The sequence below is a fragment of the Pseudomonas sp. Sample_20 genome (genome assembly GCF_004307585.1).
GTDB lineage: Bacteria > Pseudomonadota > Gammaproteobacteria > Pseudomonadales > Pseudomonadaceae > Aquipseudomonas > Aquipseudomonas atacamensis.
Genome location: NZ_RCOA01000067.1, coordinates 46,536 through 70,887 on the forward strand (window position 1 = coordinate 46,536; position 24,352 = coordinate 70,887).

Below are 24,352 nucleotides of genomic sequence, written 5' to 3' on the forward strand. Positions count from 1 at the left end.
CCGCATTCAATCAGCCGCAAGCGGCGCACGGGCAGTGGGGTAGTAGTCGCGGAACCAGGCGATGAAGCGGCCCAGTCCCTCATCCAGTTCTATCCGGGGCTGGAATCCGGTGGCTTGGGCCAGATCGCTGGCCTCGGCGCAGGTGTTGAGCACGTCGCCCGGTTGCAGCGGCAGCAGCTCGACAATGGCTTGCTGATCGAGATGTTTTTCCATCAGCGCGAGGTAGGTTTTCAGCGCGACCGGCTGCTGCCCGCCGATGTTGAACAGGCGCCACGGCGCCATGCTGCTGGCCGGGTCGGGCTGCTCGCGATCCCACTGCGGGTTGGCTTGCGGTGGCTGATCGATGAGGCGAGCGATGCTTTCGATGATGTCGTCGATGTAGGTGAAGTCGCGCTGGTGCTCGCCGTAATTGAACAGCTTCAGCGGCTCGCCTTCGCTGATCGCCCGGGCGAACTGGATCGGCGACATGTCCGGCCGCCCCCAAGGCCCGTACACGGTGAAAAAGCGCAGGCCGGTGCAGGGAATGCCGAACAGATGGCTGTAGCTGTGCGCCATCAGTTCATTGGCTTTTTTGGTCGCGGCGTACAGCGACAGCGGATGGTTGACGCCATCCTTGACCGAGTAAGGTGTGTGCTGATTGGCGCCGTACACCGAACTCGACGAGGCGTAGATCAAGTGCTCGACCGGGTGATGCCGGCAGCTCTCGAGAATGTTCAGGAAACCGTTGAGGTTGCTGTCCAGATACGCCCGTGGATTGTCCAGCGAATAACGCACCCCGGCCTGCGCAGCCAGATGGATCACCACTTGCGGCTGCTCGCGGGCAAACAATGCGTCGATCGCCGAAGCGTGGGCCAGATCCACCGTGGCCAGCGGAAAATCGCCGACCTGCTCGCGCACCCACTGCACGCGGTCGTGCTTGAGCTGCGGGTCGTAGTAGTGGTTGAAATTGTCCAGGCCGACCACCGAATGCCCGTCGCGCAGCAAGCGCAGGACGCAATGAGCACCAATGAAGCCGGCGGCACCGGTCACCAGAATCTTCATGGCCGCAGCCCTTCAGGGGCGATGTGGCGCAGGCCGATGCCGCTGTAATGCAGGCCGGCGGCGGCAACCTGCTCCGGGTTGTAAAGGTTGCGCCCATCGATGATCACCTTCGAACGCAGCTTCTCGGCGAGCAGTTCGAAATCGACTACGCGGAAGTTTTTCCACTCGGTGCAGATCACCAGCGCGTCGGCGTCTTCGAGGGTATCGTCGCGGGTCGCGCACAGGTGCAGGTCGTTGCGGTAGCCGTAGATGCGCCGGCACTCGGACATGGCTTCCGGATCGTAGGCCTGCACGCTGGCGCCTTCGGCCCACAACGCGTCCATCAGATAACGGCTCGGGGCTTCGCGCATGTCGTCGGTGTTCGGTTTGAACGCCAGGCCCCAGACGGCGATGGATTTGCCGGCCAGGCCTTGCGGGAACTGCGCGCGCAATTTGCTGAACAGGATGTGCCGTTGGCTGTCATTGACGTCGGTGACGCTGCGCAGCAGTTTCAACGGCATGCCGTTGTGTTCGGCGGTGTGCAGCAGGGCACGCAGATCCTTGGGAAAGCACGAGCCACCGAAGCCGCAGCCCGGATAAATGAAGTGGTAGCCGATGCGCGGGTCGGAGCCGATGCCTTTGCGCACCGCTTCGATGTCGGCGCCGAGCAGCTCGGTGAGATTGGCCAGTTCGTTCATGAAACTGATGCGGGTGGCGAGCATCGCGTTGGCCGCGTACTTGGTCAGCTCGGCGCTGCGATTGTCCATGAACATCAGTTTTTCGTGGTTGCGACAGAACGGTGCGTACAGCTCGCTCATCTGTTCGCGGGCAGCGTCGTCGCGGGTGCCGATGATGATCCGGTCCGGGCGCATGCAGTCGGCGAGGGCGCTGCCTTCCTTGAGAAATTCCGGGTTGGATACCACGCGCACCTGCAGCTCGGTTTTGCCGCGCAAAAGCAATTCGCTGGTGGCCGTGGCCAGAACTTGATCGGCAGTCCCGACCGGCACCGTGGATTTGATGATCAACGTGCGATCGGCCTCCATCAGGCCGGCAATTTGCCGGGCGACGTTGAGCACATGGCTGAGGTCGGCAGAGCCGTCTTCGTCCGCCGGGGTGCCGACGGCGATGAAAATCAGCTCGGCGTGAGTCACCGCATCACTGGCCTGAGTGCTGAACAACAAGCGCCCGGCCTTGATGTTTTCTTCAAGTGTTGCGGACAGGCCTGGTTCACTGATGGGCGGCACCGCTTGTTGCAGTTGTTTGATCTTGTTCGGATCAATATCAATGCATAAAACCCGATGGCCGACATCGGCAAGTGCAGCAGCTTGTATAAGTCCGACATAGCCAGTGCCAAATACGCTCACGTCCATCTGCGCACCTCAATAAAACCAGAAAAGTTAACTACGGAATGAGATTGTTAAAGGGGTATAGCGCAGGGTTTGGAAAGCGTGTCAGCAAAATGACATGTTGCACGGGTATAACACTTGAGGCGTTTTTGGCGATTGGCCATCAAGTCATTGCTGCGATTGAATTTGTTGTTTCTCTGCAGATTTGTTCAGATTCCATTTAACCGACAGACGGTCTAAGTCCCCGAAATTAAAGGATTTCATCCCCGCGGGTGTGTCAGATTTGAGTCACCGTTTTTTTGACGCTTTCCCCGGCTATCAGTCATTTCTTGCGCTTTGATGGCCGGGTGCTAGTGTCAGGTTCTGACCGACAAAGCTTTGACAACCTCCCATTTCGGACGGCCGGTATCGCCATGTTCAAATACGCCAAGGAATTGCTCTTAGTTGCCTATCTATTGCTCTTTTCCGACTATTATCTGGACCGGTTAAATGCTATCGGGTGGGGTTTTAATGTACTTGTTTTTGGCGCGATGTTTTTGGCGCTTACTTTCGCGTTATATCTAACTGCCTATATACGTCAGGCTCTCGTTCGACATGCATTCGCATTAACGATGTTTGCCGCAGCGGTTTTTTTTGATGTATACACACGGGTTACCGCGGATTACCTGAGGTACAGCGATTTTGTCTCGCTGGTGTACTCCGGCGGCTTCATTCAGGAAGCGGCCTATCAGTATCGCGATGCGATCCTGCGCGCGGTGCTCAGTGGCTTGCTGCTGTTGTTCGGCATTGGACTCAAACCGCGTCATGCGCTGTTCTTTCCCAACACGTTGCGAGTCGCGGCGCCCCTCGTCGGCGTATTGATGCTCAGCGGATTGCTGTTTCTACGAGCGGGTGAGGGCGCACGCGGTCTGCCGATCATGTACACGCCGCTGGCCTACCTGAACCTGTTTGCCTACGAGGCGCTGCACGATACCGTTGGCCCCCGTGAAGCGGTGACGCTTGCGCGCGCCACGTCTGCCGTCGGTCATGACATCGTGCTGATCATCGACGAAAGCATTTCCGGCAATTACCTCGACATCAACGCGCCGTTCGGCGTGCACAGCAACCTCAAGCAAGCGCCGGCCGGGGTCGATGTCTTCAACTTCGGTTATGCCGCGTCCATTGCCAATTGCAGCGCCGACACCAACGTCACCCTGCGCTACGGCGGCACCCGCGCCGATTACAGGCGCATCAACAGCACGTTGCCGTCGATCTGGCAGTACGCGAAAAAGGCCGGGCTCGGCACGGTCTACATCGACGCCCAGCGCACCGCCGGCAACCTGCAGAACCTGATGACCGCCGCTGAGAAAAACGACATCGACAGTTTCGTGCAATTCGACCAGACCAGCGTGCGCGACCGCGACATGGCGGCAGCGGCGAAGCTGATCGAACTGCTCAACGACAATCGCCCCGAGCTGATCGTGATCAACAAGGTCGGCGCGCATTTTCCGGTGCATGACAAGTACCCGGACGCGTTCATGGCCTACCGGCCAACGCTGCCCCGCGGACAGTTCACTGAAGTCGCCGACACTGGCGAACGCACCGGTTTCAACGGCCAGCCGGATGACTGGGTGCTGTATCGCAACGCCTACAAGAACACGCTGTTGTGGAACGTCGGCGAGTTTTTCGCCCGGGTGTTTGCCCAGGCCAACCTGAACAACGCGCTGCTGATCTACACCTCCGATCATGGCCAGGATCTGCACGAGCGCGGCAACCCGGGCTTGAATACTCATTGCGGCGGCGACCCGGTGGAAGAGGAGGGGCTGGTGCCGCTGGTGGTGATTCAGGGTAGTGGCCTCAGGACGCCGGACTGGGCGGCGAATCTGCCAGCAAACAAGGACCGCTCCAGCCACTACAACATCTTCCCGACACTGTTGCAGGTGATGGGCTACGACTTGGGCGCAATCGAAGCGGTGTATGGCAAACCGCTGAGCGTGCCGACGGCGGATGAGTTCACCTTCAACTACCGCTTCAATGCGCGGTTGGGCGCCAAGCCTGAGTGGAAGCATATTGATCTGGGCAGCATCGTGACGCCTGAGCGGGCGCCGGCGAGTGTGGCTGCGGGGCAATGAGTTTTGAGTTGCTCGGGCGGGCCTCTTCGCTGGCAAGCCAGCTCCCACAGGGTTCGAGGTTGTTCACAAATCCTGTGTCAGCACTGGCCTCTGTGGGAGCTGGCTTGCCAGCGATGGGGCCAGCACTGACACCAGCCAATTCAAAGCTTCAGCCACCGCGCCCGATACTCCCCAGGCGCGCACCCCAGCCAGCGCGCGAAAGCCCGGTTGAATCCCTGCACATCGCTGTAACCCAACCGATCAGCCACTTCGACCAGCTCCAGCGCTCCGGACTGCAACAGGTCCTCGGCCCGATAGCGGCGATGCTCATCAAGCAGTTCGCTGAAAGTCCAGCCCAACGCCTTCAAGCGCCTTGCCGCCGTGCGCTCAAGCACATGCTGCGTAGCACAGAACTGCTGCCAATCCGCTGAAGCCAGATCTTCGATCAGAAAATCGCTGAGCTGTCCGAGCAAGGTCGATTCACTGTGGCGGCGGGTCTGCTCCAGCAGATCGACAAGCGTTGTTTCCAATGCCGGATTACCCGATGTCAACGGCATCACGAACAGCTGAGGATCCAGATGAATCGCCGCGCATGACTGCTCTGCGCTCACCGGGGTGCGCAATGCCGATTGATGCTGCTCGCGGCTTGCCGATGCCAGTGCCACACCCAGCACCGGATCACCGGGCACGCCGCTGGCGAGCAACTTGCGTCGCACCAGGCTGCACAGGCTGACGAGGATGTAATCGGTCAGCGCCGCCGGAGCGTCAAGACTGCCGGCTTCGACCAGACGCAGTGTTACGCCGTCATCTTGACGCAGGATTTGCACACGGAAGTGTCCGTTGAAAAACGCAAAGTACTCGGCGAAAAACTCACAGGCACGCTCCAGCGACATGGCGACATCGAACAGATAGGTCAGTCCATTGGTGGCCGTCGAAACGAAGCGTTCACCCGCCGCCAGACCGATCAGTGGATCGCCGCTCTGTTCCACGGCAAACGCCCAGAAGCGCCGTGACATCAGCAGCGGCATGCGCGTGAACGGCGTGCGCAGATCGAACAGGCTGCGGCGCAGTTGTGCTTCGATTGCGCCTTGGCTAATGCCGCGCGCGAGCAATTCTTCAATGGCCGGCAGCAGGGTCGGCGCGTAAAAAGCGTTGGCGGGTTGCGGATGGGTTTTGCTCATGTTGTGCGCGCGTCTCCCGTCGCTCCGTTAGCCGCCAGCAAACGCTGATCGACGCTGAGGATCGCCTCGATCATCGCCCGCGCTGCTGGCGTCAGGGTAAAACCGGCGCGGCTGACGATGCCATAACCCAGTTGCAGCGCCGGCTCGTCATGGGGGACGTCGACAAAGTCGAGCAGCTCGATCAGGCCGCGATCAAGTTGTTCACGCAAGGCCTCAAGCGTGGCGAGCCCCACCGCGTCTGAACGCAGCACTACGCGCTGGATCGCGTCAAATTGTGCGCACTCGACGCTCGGGGTGAAATCCTGCTCACCGAGGATATCGGCGAGCACCTTGCGGATCATCGGTGGAATGCGCGTGCCGACGATCGGGTAATCGAGCAGGGCGCGCAATCGCAGGTCTCGTTGCGCGAGGAGCGGATGGCCGGCGCGACAGAAAAACCGTCCCGGCCGCGTGCGCAGCAGGTGCACCTGATACTGCGGATCGCTGACAAAGTGTCGCGCATCGGCGACGAAAAACTCGATCTGCTGCTCGCGCAACCACAGCGTCAATTGCTGCCAGTCGCCCTGATGAAACCGCGTGCGAATCGCCGGATGCGCATCAATGAAGTCGGCCAGCGCTTCCGGCACCAGCACTTGCGCCGGATACGGGCCGCAACCGAATTGCAGTTCGCCGCCGGTGAGGCCGTTGTATTGCGTCAATTCGTTGTGCAGCGCCTGACTGCCAGCGAGCAGGCGCCGCGCATGTTGCAGCACCAGTTCGCCTTGCCCGGTCAGGCGAAACTCACGGCTGCTGCGCTCGACCAGCTCGCAGTCAAGGTCACGCTCCAGAGTCTGGATGCTGCGGCTGAACGCCGGTTGGCTGAGGTTGATCGCCTCGGCGGCGCGACCGAAGTTGCGGTAATCAGCGAGGGCGACCAAATGGCGAAGTTGGCGAAGATCCATCATGCGTCTCCTGCATTTTGCGGATACTTTTAATGCATTGGATCGATAGCACGTCCGCTGGCATAAGTACACGCCTGTTCTTCGATGGCACGCCTTCATGTCTCAGTCTCTGTTCGCCTCCAGCGCGTTTACCCGCACGATTCTCGCGCATGCCCGCCAGTCCGGACTGTGCCCGCAACGCTTGATGGCGCGCGTGGGGATCTGCCCGTCAGTGCTCGCCGGGCAGCATCAATTGATCGCCGCACAAGCGGTTGAACAGTTGTGGCGTGAGTGTGAATGGTCAGGGGTAGCGCCGACGTTTGGCTGTGAACTGGCCGACGGGATGGCGACCGATTGCCTGCAAGGACTGAATATTCTGCTCGACTCGTCCGCGACCTTGCGGGCCAGTCTGAAGTGCTTCATCGACTGCTTGCCAAGGGTGATCAATTACGTTGCGGTGGAACTGGTCGAGGCGGGCGACGTGGCTCATTTGCGCCTGCGTTCGCAGCAGGGGCAGTTGCATCATTTCGCTCTGGATGCGGCAGTGATAACGCTGGTGCGTAATATTGCCCGTCGACTCGGCGGGGCGCCTGGATATTTGTTTGTGAGTGTCAGCCTGCGCCCGGCGCAAATGGCCGGTGGCTGGCTGCGTGGAGTGGGCATCGCGGTGGAGCAGGGCGAGCAGCTGTGCCTGACTTTGCCGCGATATAGCCTCGATCAGGCCTTGCTGGGCGCCAACCCGTTTCTGCACCAGAGCATGCTGCGTCACTGGCACGTTGAAACTCGCGCACCTGCGCGTGAGGACAATCTGACAATGGCGCGGCACTGGCTGACGGCGGGTGATCAACCGATCGAACGGATAGCTGAGCGGCTGGGTTATCGCCAGCCGAGCAACTTCATCCGCGCGTTTCGCAAACAGTTCGGGATTACGCCGAAGCAGTTTCGGTTGAATCCGGGGCAGGTTTGTTGAAAGCACGATTGAGGTGATTGATCGTTATTGAGGGTGCCAACAAGATTTACCCCCTCACCCCAGCCCTCTCCCCCAAGGGGGCGAGGGGGAAAGGGAGCCGATCTTCATGGCGTTCGGAATCTGAGTTCAACTCGGTATCCCACGTCGGCGTATCTCGTACATCCAACACGGTCAGTCCCCTCTCTCTCCGGGAAGGGGGCTTATGAATCATGGGAGCTGATGTGCGTGTTATTCAAAATTGCATTCAACTCGTTATCCCACGTCGGCGTATCTCGTACATGCAACTCGGTCGGTCCCCTCTCCCTTTGGGAGAGGGCTAGGGTGAGGGGCTTTTGACTTACGGCGTGACGATATTGAACTGCGGCCCGAACGTATCCAGGCTGCCCATCAATAATCCGAATTTCTGACCATTGCCCTGCAACTTCACCAGCCCTTTTTGCATCGCCGTCGGGAAGTCCAATTGTTTCAGGCTGATCTTCTCCAGCGTATCGCGGCTCAGGCTGACGCTCGCATCCGCCGCCGGATTCAGACCGGCGCGGTGAGTCAGCACGCCGTTGCGCAAGGTCAGGGTGAAATCCTTTTGCACATCGTCGAACGTCCAGTTCAGCGTCAGGTCATGGGCCACGGCTTTGTCGCTGTCCAGGCGTACCGCGAGGTAATCGAAGAACATTTCCGGACTCATCGCCCGGACCATATCCACCGACACGGTATTGGCTGACTGCGGCGGCACGCCGTTGCGCAGCTCCATCGCACCGGTCAGGTACATGTTCCGCCAGGTGGCGTTCTCGCTTTGATAACCCAACTGCTCCAGCGTCTCGGCTTGAGCCTTGCGTGCATCCGCGTTGTCCGGATCGGCGAACAGCAACTGGTTGCCCAACTGCGCGGCCCATCGGTAGTCAGCGCTGGCCATCGCACTGCGCATTTTCTCCAGCACCGACGCGGTACCGCCCATGGCCTCGACCGAGCGTTTAGCCGCATCGACCGGGGGCAGCGGATTGAGGTTGGCCGGGTTGCCGTCGTAGAAACCCATGTAGCGCTGATACACCGCGCGCGTATTGAAACTCAGCGAGCCGTAATAGCCTCGGGTGTACCACTTCTGATCGAGCGAGCCGGGCAGTTTCTTGATTGCTTCGGCAATTTCCAGCGGCGTCAGGCCCTGGTTGAGCAAGTGCAAGGTGCGGTCGTTGATGAACGCGTACATGTCGCGCTGATCGGCGAGCAGAGTACGAATCCGCTCGCCACCCCAGGTCGGCCAGTTGTGCTGAGCGAACAGCACGTCGGCCTTGTCACCGTAGCGCATGAGGCTGTCGTCGAGGTATTGCGACCAGGCTTTGGCGTCACGCACCTGCGCACCGCGCGGGGTGAGGATGTTGTGCATCATCTGCGTGGCGTTTTCGGCCATGCACAGGGCTTTCAACTCCGGTAGATAAAGGTTCATTTCCGCAGGCGCTTCGGTGCCCGGGGTCAGCTGGAATTCGACTTGCAGGCCAGCGATGGTGCGGGTTTCCAACGGCTCGGCAATCAGATCGGTAGGCGCAATCAGTGTGACCGTGCCACCGCTGGGCGCACTCTTGCCGAGGCCGGCATCGACCTGACCTTTTTCACTGCGCGGCAACAGGCTGCCGAACTGGTACTGCGCGCGGCGGCTCATGGCATTGCCGGCCATGACGTTCTCGCTCATCACGTGTTCCATGAAGCCGACCGGCGCGTAGACCTTGACCTTGCCGGACTTGACATCGGCCTCGTCGATTACCCCGCGCACGCCGCCGAAATGATCGACATGAGTGTGGCTGTAGATCACCGCGACGACCGGTTTGCGCGGGCGATTGGCGTAGTACAGATCCAGCGCCGTCCTGGCGGTTTCGGCCATGGTCAGCGGATCGATGATGATCAACCCGTCGTCACCTTCGATGATGGTCATGTTGGCGAGGTCGAGGCCGCGCACCTGATACAGCTTGGGGCTGACCTCGAACAGGCCGGCGTGGGCATTGAGCTGGGCCAGCCGCCACAGGCTCGGATTGACCGATTCCGGCGCCTTGTCTTTGGCGAGGAAGTCATAGGCATTGACGTTCCAGATGACTTTGCCGGCGGCATCCTTGATCTGACCCTTGAACGGTGCGATCAAGCCTTTGCTGACGGATTCGAAATCGGTGCGGTCGCTGAAAGGCAGGGTTTGCAGGACGGCAGCGTTGCTTGCGGCGGTTTGCATGCTCGGCGCAACCGGACCGTCAGCAGCGAGCAACGGTTGGCTCAGGCAAGCGGTGATCAGGCAGGTCAGCAGGCCGCGCGGGCTCAGGATGAAACGGGGCATGGGTGTCTCCGGTTTTTTATCGTTATGGCCGAACAGCCAGCAGCTTAAGGCGCGGCGCTAGGTTGACGATGATCATCAGCGGACAAAAACCATTCAGGGCCGCTATCCTAGGCCCAGGTTCACTGATCGGGTTTGCCCATGCTTGAGGTTCGCGACGTTTTCAAAAGCTATGCCACGCCACAGGGATTGTTGCCGGTGCTGCAAGGCGTCGACCTGACGCTGGAGGCCGGTGGCAGCCTCGCGCTGATGGGCGAATCGGGCAGTGGCAAAAGCACGCTGCTGCATCTGGTGGCGGGGCTGGACAAGGTCGACAGCGGCAGTATTCGCAGCGGCGAACATCGTCTGGAAGCCATGAGCGAAGCGCAACTGGCCAACTGGCGACGCACGGAAATCGGTCTGGTGTTTCAGCAGTTCAACCTGATCGGCAGTTTGCGCGTGGAAGACAATCTGGCCTTTCAGGCGCGCCTGGCCGGGCGCCATGAGCCGCGCTGGCAAGCGCATCTGGTGCAGCGTCTGGGTCTGGGCAATCTGCTCTCGCGGTACCCCGAGCAACTCTCCGGCGGTCAGCAGCAACGAGTCGCATTGGGCCGCGCATTGGCCTCGCAGCCGAAATTGCTGTTGGCCGATGAACCCACCGGCAGCCTCGATGAAGCGACCAGCGATGAAGTGCTGCGGCTGTTGCTGGAATTGCTCGATGACACGCCGACGACTTTGTTGATGGTCACTCACAGTCAGCGCGTTGCGGCGCGTCTGGCTCAGCGCGTGGTGTTGTCGAACGGGCGGGTCGCCTGATGATCTGGCGGCAAACCCTGCGCGCGCTGCTCAGCCACTGGCGGCGTCATCCCGTGCAGTTTTTCAGTGTGCTGACCGGGCTGTGGCTGGCCACCAGTCTGCTCACCGGCGTCGAGGCGCTGAACAGTCAGGCGCGCGACAGCTACGCGCGGGCCAGCCAGATGATCGGCGGCGAACCACAGGCCAGCCTCAGCACGCCAAATGGGGCACTGTTTACCCAGCGCTGGTTTATCGAATTGCGCCGTCAGGGCTGGCCGGTGTCGCCGGTGTTGCAGGGCCGGCTGACGCTCAAGGGTCACGAAGACCAGCGGATTCAGGTGATGGGCATCGAGCCGGTGTCGCTGCCGTCGGATTCGGCAGTAGCCGGGCAGGCGATGCCGATCGAGCGCATCGTCGAATTTTTCAGCCCGCCGGGCAGCACCTGGATTTCCCCGGACACGATGCAACTGCTCGGCTTGCGCGAAGGCGAAACAGCGCAAACCGTGAACGGCCAGACCCTGCCGCCGCTGCTCGCGCAGAAGGACATGGCGCCGGGCCTGTTACTGGTCGACATCGGCGCAGCGCAACGCCTGCTCGACCAACCCGAGCAATTGTCGCGACTGCTGCTGCCCAAGGACTTTCATCAAGAATTACCAGCGAGTTTCACCGATCGCTTGCAGCTCAAAAGCAGCGGAGAAGAAAACAATCTCGCGCGGCTGACCGAGAGCTTTCACCTCAATCTTGATGCCCTTGGATTTTTGTCATTTCTGGTCGGCCTGTTCATCGTCCACGCCGCCATCGGCCTCGCTCTGGAACAGCGCCGAGGCTTGCTGCGCACATTGCGTGCTTGCGGCGTCAGTGCGCGAATGCTGATCGCGTGTCTGGTGGTTGAACTAGGTGTGCTGGCGCTGATCGGTGGGTTGTTCGGTGTGATCAGCGGCTACTGGCTGGCCAGTGTTCTGCTGCCGGACGTCGCCGCCAGCCTGCGCGGTCTGTATGGCGCGGAAGTGGCGGGGCAGTTGCGTCTGAGTCCCTGGTGGTGGTTCAGCGGCATCGGTCTGAGCCTGCTTGGCGCCTTGCTGGCCGGGGCCAACAGTCTGCTGCGGGCGGCGCGCCTGCCGTTGCTGGCGGTGGCTGATCCGCAGGCGTGGCATCAACAGTATTCGCGCTGGTTGCGCCGACAGGGTTGGCTGGCGACAGCGCTGCTGACAATTGCGCTGGCGGCGCTGATCTGGGGCGACAGCCTGAGCAGCGGTTTCGTGCTGATGGCCGGGCTGTTGCTCGGTGCCGCGCTGGCCTTGCCGGTGTTGCTCAGCGCGTTGTTGAACCCGTTGCTCGGGCGCAGTCGTTCGGTGCTCGGCCAATGGTTTCTCGCCGACTGCCGCCAGCAACTGCCAGCCCTGAGTCTGGCGCTGATGGCGCTGCTGTTGGCGCTCGCCGCCAATATCGGCGCCGGCAGCATGACCGCCGGTTTTCGCCAGACCTTCAACGACTGGCTCGAACAACGCCTGAGCGCCGAGTTGTACGTCAACCCGGCCAACCCGGCGCAGGCCCGCGAGATGCACAGTTGGCTCAAGCAGCAGCCCGACGTGACCGCTGTGCTGCCCAACTGGCAGGTTTCGGTGACGCTGCAAGGCTGGCCGGCCGATGTCTACGGCATCATCGACCACTCCTACTATCGCCGGCATTGGCCGTTGCTCGACAGCAGTGGCAGCGATCCGTGGGGCAAACTGGCCACGGACGATGCGGTGATGCTCAGCGAACAACTGGCGCGACGCCTGAAAGTGAAGCCGGGCGAGCATCTGAACATTCCCACGCCGAACGGCACATGGTCGCCGCGCATCGTCGGCATCTACGCCGACTACGGCAATCCGAAGGGGCACGTGCTGATCAGCAGTGAGCACCTGCTGCGCGGCTGGCCGCAACTCACGCCGAACCGCTTCAATTTGCGTATCGATCCAGCGCAGATTCCGGCGCTGCTCAACGCCTTGCAGGCGCGCTTTGCGCTGGATGACAACCGCATCGTCGATCAGGCGCGGCTCAAGGGCTGGTCGGTGCAGGTCTTCGAACGCACCTTTGCCGCGACGGCGGCGTTGAACAGCCTGACCTTGGCCGTGGCTGGCGTGGCGCTGTTCATCAGTCTGCTGACCCAGAGCCAGAGTCGCCTCAGTCAGCTCGCACCGCTGTGGGCGCTGGGCGTGACGCGCAAACAATTGATGCTGCTCAACCTCGGCCAGACCTGGCTGCTCGCCGTATTGACGTTGCTGTTGGCGCTACCGTTGGGCATTGCTTTGGCGTGGTGCCTGGATGCGGTGATCAATGTGCAGGCATTCGGCTGGCGCTTGCCGTTGCGGGTGTTTCCGTTGCAGTTGTTGCAACTGATGGGCCTGGCCTTGCTGGCGACTCTGTTGGCTTCGGCATGGCCGCTGTATTCGCTGTACCGCACACAACCGGCGGACTTGCTGAGGACGTTTGCCCATGAGGACTAAATGGCTCGTGCTGATGATTGCGCTGCTGCTCGGTGGCTGCGATCAGCCTGCACCCGAGGAGAAGGGTTTTGCCGGCATGGGCGATCAGGCGCAATCGTTCACCCCGGTGGTGCCCGGTCGGGTATTCAGCTTCCCCGCCGATCACGGCGCGCATGATGGTTTTCGCATCGAGTGGTGGTACGTCACCGCCAATCTCAAGGATCAGCAGGGCAATGATTTCGGCGTGCAATGGACGCTGTTTCGCAGCGCCCTGAAACCCGTCGCGGAGCAGGCCGGTTGGGGCAACCAAACGATCTGGCTGGGCCATGCGGCGGTCACTTCGCCCTCGGTGCACCACGCCGCCGAGCGCTACGCCCGGGGCGGAGTAGGCCAGGCCGGCGTGCGCCTGGCGCCGTTCGAAGCGTGGATCGATGACTGGATGTTTGCCAGTCAGGCGCAGGATCCGTTGCGCGATATGCAACTCAGTGCTCGTGACAAGAATTTCGCTTATCAACTGCGCCTCACCTCCAGCCGCCCGCTGGTGCTGCAAGGCGACAACGGTTTCAGCCAGAAATCCGAAGAAGGTCAGGCCTCGTATTACTACAGCCAGCCATTTTTCCAGGCCAGCGGCACGCTGCAGATCGACGGCCAGACCTACACCGTCAGCGGTCCGGCGTGGCTTGATCGCGAATGGAGCAGCCAACCGCTGACTGCCAACCAGACGGGCTGGGACTGGTTCTCGCTGCATCTGGATAGCGGCGAACACGTGATGCTTTATCGCATGCGGCAGAAGGACGGCGCACCTTATCTGACCGGCACCTGGATCGCCGCTGACGGGCAGATTCAGACATTGCACCGCGAGCAGATCAGCCTCGTGCCGCAGGATACGGCCAAGGTGGCTGATCGACCGATGCCGGTGAAATGGTCGATCCGCATTCCCGACAAGCAACTCGATATCAGCGTTGACGCGATCAACCGCAATGCCTGGATGGATTTGCGTATTCCGTACTGGGAAGGGCCGGTGAAGATCAATGGCAGCCATCCTGGCCAGGGCTATCTGGAAATGACCGGGTATTAACGGCGGCACCGCTTTCTTCCCTGTGGGAGCGAGCCTGCTCCCGAAAGCGTCAGCGCTGTGACCGCTGAGTTAACTGACTGGAACTCTCAGCAGCGCTCTCCGCTCTACCCAGAAACCCGCCATTTTCGGACTCACCCATGAGCGACGACGTGCAACTCCCAGACCTCAACACCTGGCAACGCCTGTTCGACGATCAGACGCTTTGGCAGCAATCGCCCGACGCCCACTATTTCGATCTGCAGCGCATCGCCGATGACCTGCTCGGCCAAGGCGCGATTGATCTTGAGCAATGGCAGTTGTTGCGCGCCAAAGCCGATGATCTGCACAAGCAGTCACCCGAGGTCAACGTCGCCCGCGAACTCGAAGATCCCGAAGCCTGAGGACTCCTGCCATGAATACCACCATCAACCAGAACGACAATCCCGACGAACCACGCCCGGCCGGCGAAACCGAACGCGATAACGATGCGCTGCGCCCGACCGATCCCAAGCAGCGGCAGGACAGCGGCAAAGGCACGCCGAGTGGCGAATCCACTGCGCAGGAGACCGCCAAGCCAAACACCCGAGGCCCACAAACCCAAGTCAAGCCCTGAACAGCGTCTATGCTCACTGGCACGCCCGCCGCTGAAGTGTTTTCGGTGGCGGGTGTCGCCATTTCATCACAGGGAAAGTAATGCATATGAAGCTCGACGCTCTGGCCAAGGCCATCACTCTCGCAACGCTGCTTTCTGTCACGAGTTTCGGCGCTCTGGCTGCCGACATTCCGTTATCCGCCGTCGTTGAGGCCGATTCCGTTACCACCAAAGTGCTCGCTGTCGACCCGGCCAATCACCAGGTCGTGCTAGAAGGCCCCGAAGGACGTCAGGTCCACGTTCAGCTCAGCGACAAAGCGAAAAATCTTGCCAATCTCAAAGTAGGGGACCTGGTGAAGATCGAGGTGCAGCGATCTGTCGCCGCTTATCTCGACACCGATGTAGATAAAGGTTTGCCAGGCACCACCGAGCGCACTGGCGAACTGCGCAAGGCCCCGGGCAGCGATAACCCGGGCGGCGAGGCCTATCGTCAGGTTCAGGTGCAGCTGAAAATCAGCAAAATTGATTTGAAGACCAATCAGGTCACCCTCCAAAATCCATCCGGACAATCGAAGACGCTCGATGTGAAGAAGCCGGAGATTCAGGCCAAGTTGAAAGATCTGAAAGTAGGGCAGAGCGTTATTGTCACTTATACCGATATCCTGAAAGTGACCAGTCAGCACGATAGTTGAGTATTAGCTCTACAAGTTTATTGCTCTTGTACAACTTTATGTATGAGAGCAATCATATAAAGTTTTTTGTAAGACAATTCCCGGGATAAATCGGCAAAACACAGTTTTTAACTTTTCAGTGCAAAAATTTCATGTTTCCCCATGACGACATGCCCACTTGTTTGAATTAAAATCCTCGGCGTTCGCCCAGTGTCAGGGCTCTTTACCGGTGCAAGGATTGCCAGGCCGTAACACTGGGCGAACTCCACTACTGACGAAAATTGTATACAGAATCTGCAAGCAAAAAGGGCGACTTTGCAGTCGCCCTTTTTAATTGTTTTCGATCAAGTCGAAGCTTGCATACCGGTTTTGCCATGCTGCCCCTGCAAGCGCTTGAGTGTCTGCTGGTACATTTTTGTACGGCGATGATCCTTGCCATAAGTGCCTGCCGCCGCGACGGTCCCGGCCTGGATGTGATCCAGATAGCGGAAAATCTTCCGCGGCGAGAGGAACCTGACGCCATAGCCCAACCCGACCATTCGATCCTGAAGCGTGTAACCAGGCACCTCCTCATCCATGCAGAAGTGCAACCCCAGCGACTTCATCAAACGCGCATTCCACAGCGTACAGAAACTTTTCAAATGGGTTTCTTTATACGGGCGTGGCGGTTTTGAACGCAGGCCAAGATGAACTTTGAGTCGACGAACATGATGTTTGCAGAACCGCGAAGTCAAACGCCAGGTATCACGCAGTAACCCACGATCAAGTTGCTCGACACAACCGACCGCCGCCATGTCCGCACTTTTGGTGCATTCGCGCATCATCATCGCAAACACTTCCATGTCGTAGACAAAGGTGTCGGTGTGCAGCAGAAACAAGTAATCGGTCTCAACTTTCGCCAAGGCCAGATCCAGCGCCTTGCCATGGGCAATATGCCCCATTTCCTTGCCCGGCGACGGCCGCTCGATCAGATTGATCCAGTCCAGCGAACGCAAATAATCGAGGCTGGCATCCGCCGAATCGTTATCCACCACCCACACTGGAATGCCCTGCGCCTGGACATGCTCGCGCAACAGTTCCAGACACATGCGGGTGATGTCCGGGGTTTTGTAATTGACCAGAACAAGACTGAAGTTGGGATGCGGTCGGGTAGGTAGATCAAAGGCTTTCATGTCGGAGGGACTCATCCACGGCTCAAGACGACAGGTTGATGAGCCGGGATGCTAGCGGGGGAAGCTTAGGTGAAGCTTAATTTGGCGGCTCAGCAGAGATTCGTGATGGGCAACGGCGATCGTGTTCAAGGTCGGGGTATGGTTTGTAGTCTCGTCGCGCAACGGTATATTTGACCTTTGACGCACCTTTATAAGGATATTGCCCGTGTTACGTCAGCTTGTGCTCGCCCTTCCTGTCTTGATGCTGATGGCCGGCTGTGAGGCTGAATCAGGTCCTCTGCCGCCTAGCAAAACCTTGTCGCCCGAAAAGGTGGCCTCCATCGCAGCGACCATCAAGACGAAACACCCTGACCTTTCCGCCGAAATTCGTGACAAGGTTCTGAGCACCGTAGTGCAGTCAATTGACAATATGGTTTTCGTTTAAGGCGGCCAATTTGATATGGGCGACTTTGGCTGGATTTGTGAATACGATGAAAAAGATGTTTGTACCTGGCCTTGCGGGCAGGCGGCGGAGCAGCTTTGTAATATCAGCCGTGATGGTAATGATGATTTCGTTCATTTCGTTAAGTTGAGCGGTTTTTATTTTTCAAAATATCAAGTGTCATTGAAAGAGTTTGATTTATTTTTTAACGCCAAAGGACTGCCGCTTTTCGACTCCGAAAAGCGCAAAAGAGAGGATTTAAAGTTTCGCTATCAACCGGACTTGCCTGCTTTCACCAAAAGTTGGCAAGAAGCGAAGGATTATTGCGTATGGTTGGCCGAACTCAGCGGGTACCCTATAGATTTACCTACAGAAGCGCAGTGGGAATTCGTGGTTAGGAATGGCGGCAAACACATTCTTTTTCCTACCGATACGGGTAGTTTGGATTTTGGAGAGAACTATCCAAATGAAGGAGGGGGGCAAACTTTTCCAATCGATCGATTTCCTCCCAATCCATTGGGGGTCTTTGGGTTGGCAGGAAATGCCACTGATTGGGTCAACGATTGGTACGGCGAAGACTACTATCGGCATTCTCCAAGGGAGAATCCACGGGGGCCAGAAACAGGAGTCTATAAGGTCAAACGTGGTTCGTATTATCCTGAAGGCCCCATGTCCGCCGCTTCCGTTGTCCGACGCTGGCCTGATAATCCGCAGCAAGATGCCTACTATCCTGGCACTGGCTTCCGGTGCTCCGTACAAACTGCTGAAAAACTGTGAGGCTGGTATCGCGATGGTGCCGCTGGCGCCGTTGCTCAATCTTCATTTTGATATTGCCCTGCCAGGTTCCCAGCCATTGATCCGGCGCGGACCCCAGCGGCGAAGCGGAAGGCATTGCCTCGGCCTCGTTTAATGTCCAGGAGCATTGTTCATACACGCGTTGAGCTCGCTGACGGACTTGTTATTTTGTAGTATTGCCGGGCGATGGTATGTTTGTAAGTCAGACGCACCTTATAAGGATATTGCCTGTGTTACGTCAGTTTTTGCTTGCCCTTCCTGCCTTGATGCTCTTGGTCGGCTGTGAGGCTGAATCAGGTCCTCTGCCGCCTAGCAAAACCTTGTCGCCCGAAAAGGTGGCCTCCATCGCAGCGACCGTAAAAACGAAATATCCTGATCTTTCGGCCGAGCTTCGTGACAAGGTTCTCAACACCGTGGTCCAGTCAATTGACAACATGGTCTTTGTCGAAGGTGGCCAGTTTGATATGGGCGACTTTGGCTGGATTTGTGAATACGATGAAAGAGATGTTTGTACCTGGCCTTGTGGGCAGGAGCCGGAGCAGCTTTGTAATATCAGTAGCAAAGGTAATGATGATTTCGTCCATCCTGTAAAATTGACCAGTTACTATCTCTCGAAGTATCAGGCTAGGTTGGCGGATTTTGATCTTTTTTTTGTTGCCAATGGAAAGCCTCTTTATGATGAAGATGATCGAAAGCGTGAAGATCTAAAAGATTTATATTTGCCTGATCTTCCAGCTCCAACTCAAAGCTGGCAGGAGGCAAAAGATTACTGTAAGTGGATAGGGTCTTTAAGTGGTTACGAAGTGGACTTGCCGACGGAGGCTCAGTGGGAATTCGCGGCTCGCAATCGTGGAAAACATATACTTTTTCCAACTGACACTGGAAGCCTTGACTACGGAAAGAACTTTCCTTTTGAAAATGAACAGGAGAATTTCCCAGTTAATCGATTTGCGCCTAACCCTCTAGGGTTTTATGGCATGGCTGGGAACTCAACCGATTGGGTAAATGACTGGTACGCTGAAGATTATTACAAAATTTCCCCCCTGGAAAATCCTCAGGGCCCCGAATCTGGGAACAGAAAAATCAGGAGAGGATCTACAACTTTGGAGGCACCGCTGTCAGCAGCTCCACTGGTGCGGCGTTGGCCACAAGATTTAGTACAAAAATATCATTCCAGCGATACTAGCTTTAGGTGCGCAATCCAGTCCAGCAGTCCGCTTTGATAACTGTTCGGAAGGCGTCTGCGACGCCCTCCGCGCTAGGCTATCCTGTCAAATAGCCCGCTTCTCCGGGCCGCTAGCAGTGTTTTTTCTTTTCTCCATGATTGGCCTGGCTGCCAAGCAATCATTACTGTTTTTTCGGATGCTGTTTCAATATTTGCTGCAAGTGCTTTAATAAAACTATTGAATTGCATTTGCTCATGCCCATCGAGCAGGGCATTGATGCGATTCAAGCTACTCATTGGATCGACTTTTTTTCCGTCTTTTGAGCAGTTTTCTAATATATGGATGAATTGTCGCCAAGTGCGGATGTGAGAGAGCAAAAATACAACAGCTTTTTCCTGCTCTTCGGACCAGCTTTCAACAAAGCTTTCTGTTAGAAGATAGATGATCGGCCCGACTGTTTCTGGGGGTAGCAGACTGATTGGAATGTTTTTGCTATTTACTTTAACGGTTTTATTTTTTAGTAAGTAAGTGGCGGTGGTCTGAGCTTCCTGTTTGGTTGCAATTCGTTTTTTCCACCAGAGTCTCATATCATTGGCGCTGTTTGAAAATGCTTTGCCTATGGATTCGCCGGGTTGGCTGATAATCTGGAAAAGACCTCTAGCCATATATTCAAATGCTTCTTCAGTTACAGCTAGCTGGTAATGGAAATCTGCCTTTGATAGAGCATTGCAGAAGACGTAGATCAGGTCACCGATCTTTTCGAGGTCGACTGCTGTACCAAAACCGCCTCCTGCGCCAGGGCCGAAAACCAGACTCGCTTTGCAATTTATTGCCAAACGGTTTTCGGTAATCTCAATCCCAAAATCAAAACCAGCCCCAATACCCAGCGCCGCGTTCCCCTCAGCCTTGATCTCCACCAGGCTCGACCAGTCTGTGCTGCCGCTGTCGTTCGCCTGTCCTGCGACGATCTTGCCGACCCCTTGTTTGGTTGAATCAAGCCACTTCAACGTGCCGGTGACGGTGCCTCCGCCTTGCACGCCGGCAAAGGCGTTGCCTTTCAATCCCAGGCTGCCGCCGCGTTTCTTGTCGACGGCCATGTCGGGCGGGCTTAGCAGAGCTGTTGCCCCGGAGGCTTCTACTTCCTTGGGTTTGTATTGGGCTTTGACGCCAGCTTGGCCTTGGGCCGTCGCGCCAGCGAAACACGATAGCTCGACCTTGCCGTCGAGGCGGAAGATGCCGATGTCGCTGACGACTTCTTTGCCTTCGGCGTTGCGGTACGGCATGCGCACCACGTAACCGCCCTGATCCGGAAAGTAACTCTTCAGCGCTATCGAGCCTTCAGCCAGCGAGATGGCGGCGCTGGCTTTGACGCCGACTTCGACGTTGCCTTTGCCGGGCTCCCAGCTGTTGATCCCGGCGCTGGCCGTTGCGGCAAAGCGAAAGGCGTGAGCTTCGGCCGATACGGCGTATTTGGCCGAGTCGGCTTCGTTGGATGTCCACGAGCATTCTTTATGCAGGGCGTTGAGTAGGTTGTCGTCCTTGCTCGTCCAAGAGGTGAACTTGGCCTCGAGGCTGCCCAGCGGGCTGGTCTTGCGGCCATCGCTGACAGCAGTGCGGATGTCCTTGAGCAAATCCTTGGCCAGATTTTTATCCAGCGGTTTGCCACGCATCACGGTGGTCGGCACTTTGACCCGCCAGGTGAATTCTTCTCGGGTGCGCACTGGAATGTAGTGGCGTCGGGTCGGATCGCTGAAGGAGATGTACTCGACGACGGTGATGCCGGTTTTGACCTGCTTGCCTTTTTGCGTCTCGGTGCCTTTGCCTTTGCCGTGCTTGAGATCCGGAGCTGCACCGCTGGCACTCGTAGAGCTGTCGCCAGCTTCGGCTTTGCCTTGCGCGGCGATGCGGGTGCGCAGCGATTGAATCTCGGCGTTCAGTTCAGCGACTTTGTTAGCGCGCAAGCCCTCCCAGTTGGTTTCCAGATAGCTGCCTTCAAAAGCCGGCTGGGGCGTGTAACGCTGATACCAATCGCGGGCCTTCTGCACCGTCGCCAATTGGCCTTGCAGGTCTTCCTTGCGCTCGATGACAGCTTTCGGTTTTGCCACAACCGGAGGCGAGCGCTGCAGCAGCCCGGCTTCTTCAGCCTTGGCGTTCCAGGCATCCTTGATGCAGCGCGTGCAGGTGCAATTGGCTTGCGGATCTTTGGTCTTGGCGCACAGCCTGGCTTCGGTCGCCTTGGCGAGATTCTGGTGCAGCTCGTCCATGAGTTTTTTGACGAGGTCGGATTGCTTCTGCAGCTCTTTCGATTCTTTTTCCGTCAGCACGTAAAAGTGATCGTCGCCGGTGATGTGGATGACGTCGACCAGTTCATCCTGGCATTCGACTGCGCCTTTGACGGCTGTGGTGCTCTTGTTCTCGGCGTGTTTCGGCGGCGGCAAAACCTTGGCTGCCGGCAATTGCAGCGCCCATCCAGGCTTGATGTGGTTGGGGTCGGTGATGATCGGATTCAGCGCTCGTAGATCGGCCACGGAGCATTTGTTGGCGGCGGCAATGCTGCCAAGAGTGTCGCCGCTCTTAACGGTGTAGGTGGTGCTCATTGCTCATCGTCCTTGTGATTCACAGGCTTTCCAGTTGAGTCAGCTTGTCGCCGAGCGCTATGTCGTCACGCGCGAGCAACTCGGTGGCGGGCGGCTGCTTCCAGAATCGGTCGCCACGCTGGATCGCTACGCGAAGCCAGCGCTCCTGATCGGCCATTTGCTCGTATCCCGTATCTTTTGCGGCCAGTAACTGGCGATGAACGAACTCGACGCGGTCATCCGTCGGCAGAACCTCGCGGTAATCGTCCGCGAAGCGCGTGGCGATGACTCTGAGCCGGCCCTGTTCGATCAATGCCTGACGTTCTTCGCCCACGTATAGCCATGCCGGTGGCTGCTTGGCCGTCGGCGGGGTGTGAGGAGGTTTTGCGTAGAAGCGCCAGCCAATCTCGTTACGCCATGCCAGCGCGCTGAACGGCCCCATGAACTGCGCTCTTTCGGTCTCGTCGAGTGCAAGCAGCAACGGTTCGAGCCAGCGCGGATCGAAGAAACGCATCATCTGTTGCGGTTCTTCGTCGGTGCGCACGGTCAGCAAGCTGCGCCAGTGTTCCACGCCCTGATCCAGCAAAGCGGAGTCGCTTAACCAGGCGACGCAACCTGCATCAGACTGCTCCAGCAAAGTGCTGACGTAGGGAGCAACGGTTTGCCTCTCCGGATACAGGACGACGTATGGGCCTGCTGGTTGCAAGTCTGCGTAGCGGGTATTGGTGAACAGTGGAAGGCAGCTGGGGCGGTACTGTTCGTCACTCTGGAACAAGTGACTGAGCAGATCCGCATCAAAGCTTCTGTCCAGAATCAGACACATCGCGCCTGTCGTCGTGGACTGTTTGAACGGCGATTCGATGGACTCAATCATGTCGACGCACCGGGTTGGTGGATCGGGCAATGACCGCTCGCATCCAGATGACATGATGGAGTGGGCAGCAAGACGCCTGCCTTCGATTGAGCTTTGAACGAACCGAGCGAAGGTTTCACTACCTGCCCAGCCTTATCTGCATCTGCCTGTTTCAAAGGTCCCGGCATCAACGGCGCGGCGCCCGTACCAACGCCAGGGCTGCCGCCGGAGTTCATGTTGATCACCGGCCCGCTCATGGTCACGCCGCCAGCATCGATCTTGATAAAACTGCCACCGCCGACCAGCGTGAGTTCGGCACCAGCCTCCATCACCACTTTCATGCCGCTGCTCAGGTGGATTTCCTGGCCTGCGTCGATGAACTGGCCCGTGCCGATCTTGATGTGCTGGTTCACGCCGACGGTGAGGTGGTCGTTGGCGCGGGTTTCGACTTTGCGGTCGGCGTAGACGGTGTGGTGTTCTTCGGCCTTGAATTCGCTGTAGCTGTTTTGCTCGACGGTGTCGTGGCGTTCGTTGCCGACGCGGATCTTCTGGTCGTGCTCGATGTTCTCGTCCCAGTCGCGCTGGGCGTGCAGGTAGATTTGTTCCTGGCCTTTTTTGTCTTCGATGCGCAGTTCGTTGTAGCCGCCACCACCCATCGAACTCAGGGTCTTGAAGGTGCTGCGGGTCTTGTTCGCCGGCAGTGGATAGGGGACGGTGTTTTCCTTGTGGTACAGGCAGCCGCTGATCAGCGGTTGATCGGGGTCGCCCTCAAGGAAGGTGACCAGCACTTCCATGCCGATGCGCGGGATGGCGATGCCGCCGTACTGGGCGCCGGCCCAGGCGCTGGAGACGCGCAGCCAGCAGCTGGTCTTGTCGTCGGCCTGACCCTCGCGATCCCAGTGGAACTGGACTTTGACTCGGCCGTATTCGTCGCAGTGGATTTCTTCGCCTTTCGGGCCGGTGACCACCGCGCTCTGGCTGCCGAGAATGCGCGGTTTCGGGTGGCGTAGCGGCGGGCGGTTGGGCACGTCCCATGGCGTGGCCTGGAAGCGGTTGCGGTAGCCCTGGTGGAAATCGTCTTTGAGTGCGGTGGTGTCGCTGGTCACCGACTCTTCGAGCACTTGCGGCTGCTTGCCTTCGTGCAGGACTTCAGTAAGCAGCCACAGGTCGTTCCATTTGGCTTTCGGGTGTTCGGTCAGGGCGAGGAAATGACCGCTGACCAGCAACGGCTGATCGCTCTTGCCTTCGGCGAGCTGGAAGTCGCTGCGGTGGCGTTCGAGGGCGCGTTTGGCCAGGTGCTTGCCGCGCTCACGGTCGATGAAGCGGCCCGGGTAATCGTAGTCTTCGAGGTCGGGCAGGGCGTCGCCACGGTTTTCGCTTTCCAGGGTCAGGCGCGGTTTTTCGAAGTCGTAGTCGCGGCGGGTGGTGCGGCTGGTGCGGGTTTCCAGGCGTAGGTCGAAACGCTTGATCACCGGGTTGCTGGCGACCATGCCCGAGTCTTGCTGATAGGGCACAGGTGCCAGTTTCGGGAACACCGTCTGGTCATCGCCGAAAACGAGCTTGTGCGCCGTGGCGCTGTGCTGGAAGTGGTAGTGAATGCCTTCCTCTTCGCACAGGCGCTGGATGAAGTGCAGATCCGACTCGTCGTATTGCACGCAGTAGATGCGTTCGGGATAGATCGAGCCGGTCTTGAATTCGTAGGCGTTGCCTTGGATGCCGTGCTCTTCCAGCACTTGGCCGATGATTTTCGGCACGCTGAGGTTCTGGAAGATACGCTGGTTGATGCGGTGCGCCAGATACGCCAGTTGCGGGCGCAGGGTCACCGAATAACGGGTCAGACGCTTGCCGGAATCGCCTTGCGCGGCGCGATAGATCTGGCCATGAATGCCGCTGCCGTCAGGCGACAGCTGCAGAAATGCCGGTTTGTGCAGCAGGGTTTCGAGGTCCAGCGACGGCTGCTCACTGACCAGCT

Annotated in this window: 20 protein-coding genes; 11 read left to right on the forward strand and 9 right to left on the reverse strand. The window is 58.5% G+C overall.

Annotation, left to right across the window (positions count from 1 at the left end):
* Window positions 1–6 precede the first annotated feature (6 nt).
* Window positions 7–1,041, reverse strand: a complete 1,035-nt coding sequence (locus D8U70_RS14925) for an NAD-dependent epimerase (RefSeq protein ID WP_076567416.1) — start codon at window positions 1,039–1,041, stop codon at window positions 7–9.
* Window positions 1,038–2,390 (reverse strand): UDP-glucose/GDP-mannose dehydrogenase family protein, encoded by a 1,353-nt coding sequence (locus D8U70_RS14930; protein WP_016774103.1) that lies wholly within the window; start codon window positions 2,388–2,390, stop codon window positions 1,038–1,040. The genes D8U70_RS14925 and D8U70_RS14930 overlap by 4 nt, the downstream gene beginning before the upstream one ends.
* A gap of 389 nt (window positions 2,391–2,779) precedes the next feature.
* On the opposite strand from D8U70_RS14930, the gene D8U70_RS14935 reads away from it, so the two are divergent.
* Window positions 2,780–4,477 carry a sulfatase-like hydrolase/transferase gene (locus tag D8U70_RS14935; protein WP_130929180.1) on the forward strand — a complete coding sequence of 566 codons (1,698 nt, stop codon included), beginning with the start codon at window positions 2,780–2,782 and terminating at the stop codon, window positions 4,475–4,477.
* Window positions 4,478–4,617: 140 nt separating this feature from the next.
* On the opposite strand, the gene D8U70_RS14940 is transcribed toward D8U70_RS14935, so the two are convergent.
* On the reverse strand, window positions 4,618–5,637 hold the full coding sequence (locus tag D8U70_RS14940; RefSeq protein ID WP_130929181.1) for an AraC family transcriptional regulator: 1,020 nt from the start codon (window positions 5,635–5,637) through the stop codon (window positions 4,618–4,620).
* On the reverse strand, window positions 5,634–6,578 hold the full coding sequence (locus D8U70_RS14945) for a LysR family transcriptional regulator (protein WP_130929182.1): 945 nt from the start codon (window positions 6,576–6,578) through the stop codon (window positions 5,634–5,636). The genes D8U70_RS14940 and D8U70_RS14945 overlap by 4 nt, the downstream gene beginning before the upstream one ends.
* A 97-nt stretch (window positions 6,579–6,675) precedes the next feature.
* Between D8U70_RS14945 and D8U70_RS14950 the strand changes: the two genes are divergently transcribed.
* Window positions 6,676–7,527, forward strand: coding sequence for an AraC family transcriptional regulator (locus D8U70_RS14950; protein WP_130929183.1), 852 nt, complete (start codon window positions 6,676–6,678; stop codon window positions 7,525–7,527).
* Window positions 7,528–7,864: 337 nt separating this feature from the next.
* Here the strand turns inward: D8U70_RS14950 and D8U70_RS14955 are convergent, their stop codons facing one another.
* A complete protein-coding gene (locus D8U70_RS14955; RefSeq protein WP_130929184.1) occupies window positions 7,865–9,838 on the reverse strand; it encodes an alkyl sulfatase dimerization domain-containing protein in 1,974 nt (657 codons plus the stop codon).
* Between the two features lie 138 nt (window positions 9,839–9,976).
* Here D8U70_RS14955 and D8U70_RS14960 point away from each other — a divergent pair, with 138 nt between their 5' ends.
* From D8U70_RS14960 to D8U70_RS14985, 6 genes are all read left to right on the forward strand, one after another.
* The gene (locus D8U70_RS14960) at window positions 9,977–10,630 is read left to right on the forward strand and encodes an ABC transporter ATP-binding protein (protein WP_076567429.1); all 654 of its coding nucleotides are present in this window, start codon (window positions 9,977–9,979) and stop codon (window positions 10,628–10,630) included.
* Entirely contained in the window at window positions 10,627–13,098 is a 2,472-nt protein-coding gene (locus tag D8U70_RS14965) for an ABC transporter permease (RefSeq protein WP_130929185.1), read from the forward strand. Before D8U70_RS14960 ends, D8U70_RS14965 begins: the two co-directional genes overlap by 4 nt.
* Entirely contained in the window at window positions 13,088–14,155 is a 1,068-nt protein-coding gene (locus D8U70_RS14970; protein ID WP_130929186.1) for a lipocalin-like domain-containing protein, read from the forward strand. Before D8U70_RS14965 ends, D8U70_RS14970 begins: the two co-directional genes overlap by 11 nt.
* Before the next feature lie 137 nt (window positions 14,156–14,292).
* The gene (locus tag D8U70_RS14975; protein ID WP_041478609.1) at window positions 14,293–14,535 is read left to right on the forward strand and encodes a hypothetical protein; all 243 of its coding nucleotides are present in this window, start codon (window positions 14,293–14,295) and stop codon (window positions 14,533–14,535) included.
* An 11-nt stretch (window positions 14,536–14,546) separates the two neighbouring features.
* Entirely contained in the window at window positions 14,547–14,747 is a 201-nt protein-coding gene (locus D8U70_RS14980) for a hypothetical protein (RefSeq protein ID WP_130929187.1), read from the forward strand.
* Window positions 14,748–14,833: 86 nt separating this feature from the next.
* Window positions 14,834–15,418: a hypothetical protein gene (locus D8U70_RS14985; protein WP_024012461.1), complete on the forward strand. Its 585-nt coding sequence runs from the start codon at window positions 14,834–14,836 to the stop codon at window positions 15,416–15,418.
* 323 nt (window positions 15,419–15,741) lie between these two features.
* Here the strand turns inward: D8U70_RS14985 and D8U70_RS14990 are convergent, their stop codons facing one another.
* On the reverse strand, window positions 15,742–16,569 hold the full coding sequence (locus D8U70_RS14990) for a glycosyltransferase (protein ID WP_110646491.1): 828 nt from the start codon (window positions 16,567–16,569) through the stop codon (window positions 15,742–15,744).
* A gap of 205 nt (window positions 16,570–16,774) precedes the next feature.
* On the opposite strand from D8U70_RS14990, the gene D8U70_RS28025 reads away from it, so the two are divergent.
* From D8U70_RS28025 to D8U70_RS15000, 3 genes are all read left to right on the forward strand, one after another.
* Window positions 16,775–16,993, forward strand: a complete 219-nt coding sequence (locus D8U70_RS28025) for a hypothetical protein (protein WP_241089708.1) — start codon at window positions 16,775–16,777, stop codon at window positions 16,991–16,993.
* 15 nt (window positions 16,994–17,008) lie between these two features.
* The gene (locus D8U70_RS14995; protein ID WP_241664666.1) at window positions 17,009–17,767 is read left to right on the forward strand and encodes an SUMF1/EgtB/PvdO family nonheme iron enzyme; all 759 of its coding nucleotides are present in this window, start codon (window positions 17,009–17,011) and stop codon (window positions 17,765–17,767) included.
* A 248-nt stretch (window positions 17,768–18,015) separates the two neighbouring features.
* Window positions 18,016–19,008, forward strand: a complete 993-nt coding sequence (locus D8U70_RS15000) for an SUMF1/EgtB/PvdO family nonheme iron enzyme (RefSeq protein ID WP_130929188.1) — start codon at window positions 18,016–18,018, stop codon at window positions 19,006–19,008.
* Window positions 19,009–19,043: 35 nt separating this feature from the next.
* Here the strand turns inward: D8U70_RS15000 and D8U70_RS15005 are convergent, their stop codons facing one another.
* The 3 genes from D8U70_RS15005 to tssI form a co-directional block, all read right to left on the reverse strand.
* Window positions 19,044–21,548 (reverse strand): LysM domain-containing protein, encoded by a 2,505-nt coding sequence (locus D8U70_RS15005; protein ID WP_130929189.1) that lies wholly within the window; start codon window positions 21,546–21,548, stop codon window positions 19,044–19,046.
* A gap of 19 nt (window positions 21,549–21,567) precedes the next feature.
* Window positions 21,568–22,401, reverse strand: a complete 834-nt coding sequence (locus D8U70_RS15010) for a DUF4123 domain-containing protein (protein ID WP_163032976.1) — start codon at window positions 22,399–22,401, stop codon at window positions 21,568–21,570.
* Window positions 22,398–24,352 (reverse strand): type VI secretion system tip protein TssI/VgrG (gene tssI, locus D8U70_RS15015; protein WP_130929190.1); only part of this gene is annotated, 1,955 nt, incomplete at its 5' end. The genes D8U70_RS15010 and tssI, both read right to left, overlap by 4 nt.

What these genes read in the sequence shown, in the direction of transcription:
- D8U70_RS14925 (WP_076567416.1), bottom strand. Translation starts at nt 1,041, where the DNA reads ATGAAGATTCTGGTGACCGGTGCCGCCGGCTTCATTGGTGCTCATTGC.
- D8U70_RS14930 (WP_016774103.1), bottom strand. Translation starts at nt 2,390, where the DNA reads ATGGACGTGAGCGTATTTGGCACTGGCTATGTCGGACTTATACAAGCT.
- D8U70_RS14935 (WP_130929180.1), top strand. Translation starts at nt 2,780, where the DNA reads ATGTTCAAATACGCCAAGGAATTGCTCTTAGTTGCCTATCTATTGCTC.
- D8U70_RS14940 (WP_130929181.1), bottom strand. Translation starts at nt 5,637, where the DNA reads ATGAGCAAAACCCATCCGCAACCCGCCAACGCTTTTTACGCGCCGACC.
- D8U70_RS14945 (WP_130929182.1), bottom strand. Translation starts at nt 6,578, where the DNA reads ATGGATCTTCGCCAACTTCGCCATTTGGTCGCCCTCGCTGATTACCGC.
- D8U70_RS14950 (WP_130929183.1), top strand. Translation starts at nt 6,676, where the DNA reads ATGTCTCAGTCTCTGTTCGCCTCCAGCGCGTTTACCCGCACGATTCTC.
- D8U70_RS14955 (WP_130929184.1), bottom strand. Translation starts at nt 9,838, where the DNA reads ATGCCCCGTTTCATCCTGAGCCCGCGCGGCCTGCTGACCTGCCTGATC.
- D8U70_RS14960 (WP_076567429.1), top strand. Translation starts at nt 9,977, where the DNA reads ATGCTTGAGGTTCGCGACGTTTTCAAAAGCTATGCCACGCCACAGGGA.
- D8U70_RS14970 (WP_130929186.1), top strand. Translation starts at nt 13,088, where the DNA reads ATGAGGACTAAATGGCTCGTGCTGATGATTGCGCTGCTGCTCGGTGGC.
- D8U70_RS14975 (WP_041478609.1), top strand. Translation starts at nt 14,293, where the DNA reads ATGAGCGACGACGTGCAACTCCCAGACCTCAACACCTGGCAACGCCTG.
- D8U70_RS14980 (WP_130929187.1), top strand. Translation starts at nt 14,547, where the DNA reads ATGAATACCACCATCAACCAGAACGACAATCCCGACGAACCACGCCCG.
- D8U70_RS14985 (WP_024012461.1), top strand. Translation starts at nt 14,834, where the DNA reads ATGAAGCTCGACGCTCTGGCCAAGGCCATCACTCTCGCAACGCTGCTT.
- D8U70_RS14990 (WP_110646491.1), bottom strand. Translation starts at nt 16,569, where the DNA reads ATGAAAGCCTTTGATCTACCTACCCGACCGCATCCCAACTTCAGTCTT.
- D8U70_RS14995 (WP_241664666.1), top strand. Translation starts at nt 17,009, where the DNA reads ATGGGCGACTTTGGCTGGATTTGTGAATACGATGAAAAAGATGTTTGT.
- D8U70_RS15005 (WP_130929189.1), bottom strand. Translation starts at nt 21,548, where the DNA reads ATGAGCACCACCTACACCGTTAAGAGCGGCGACACTCTTGGCAGCATT.
- D8U70_RS15010 (WP_163032976.1), bottom strand. Translation starts at nt 22,401, where the DNA reads ATGATTGAGTCCATCGAATCGCCGTTCAAACAGTCCACGACGACAGGC.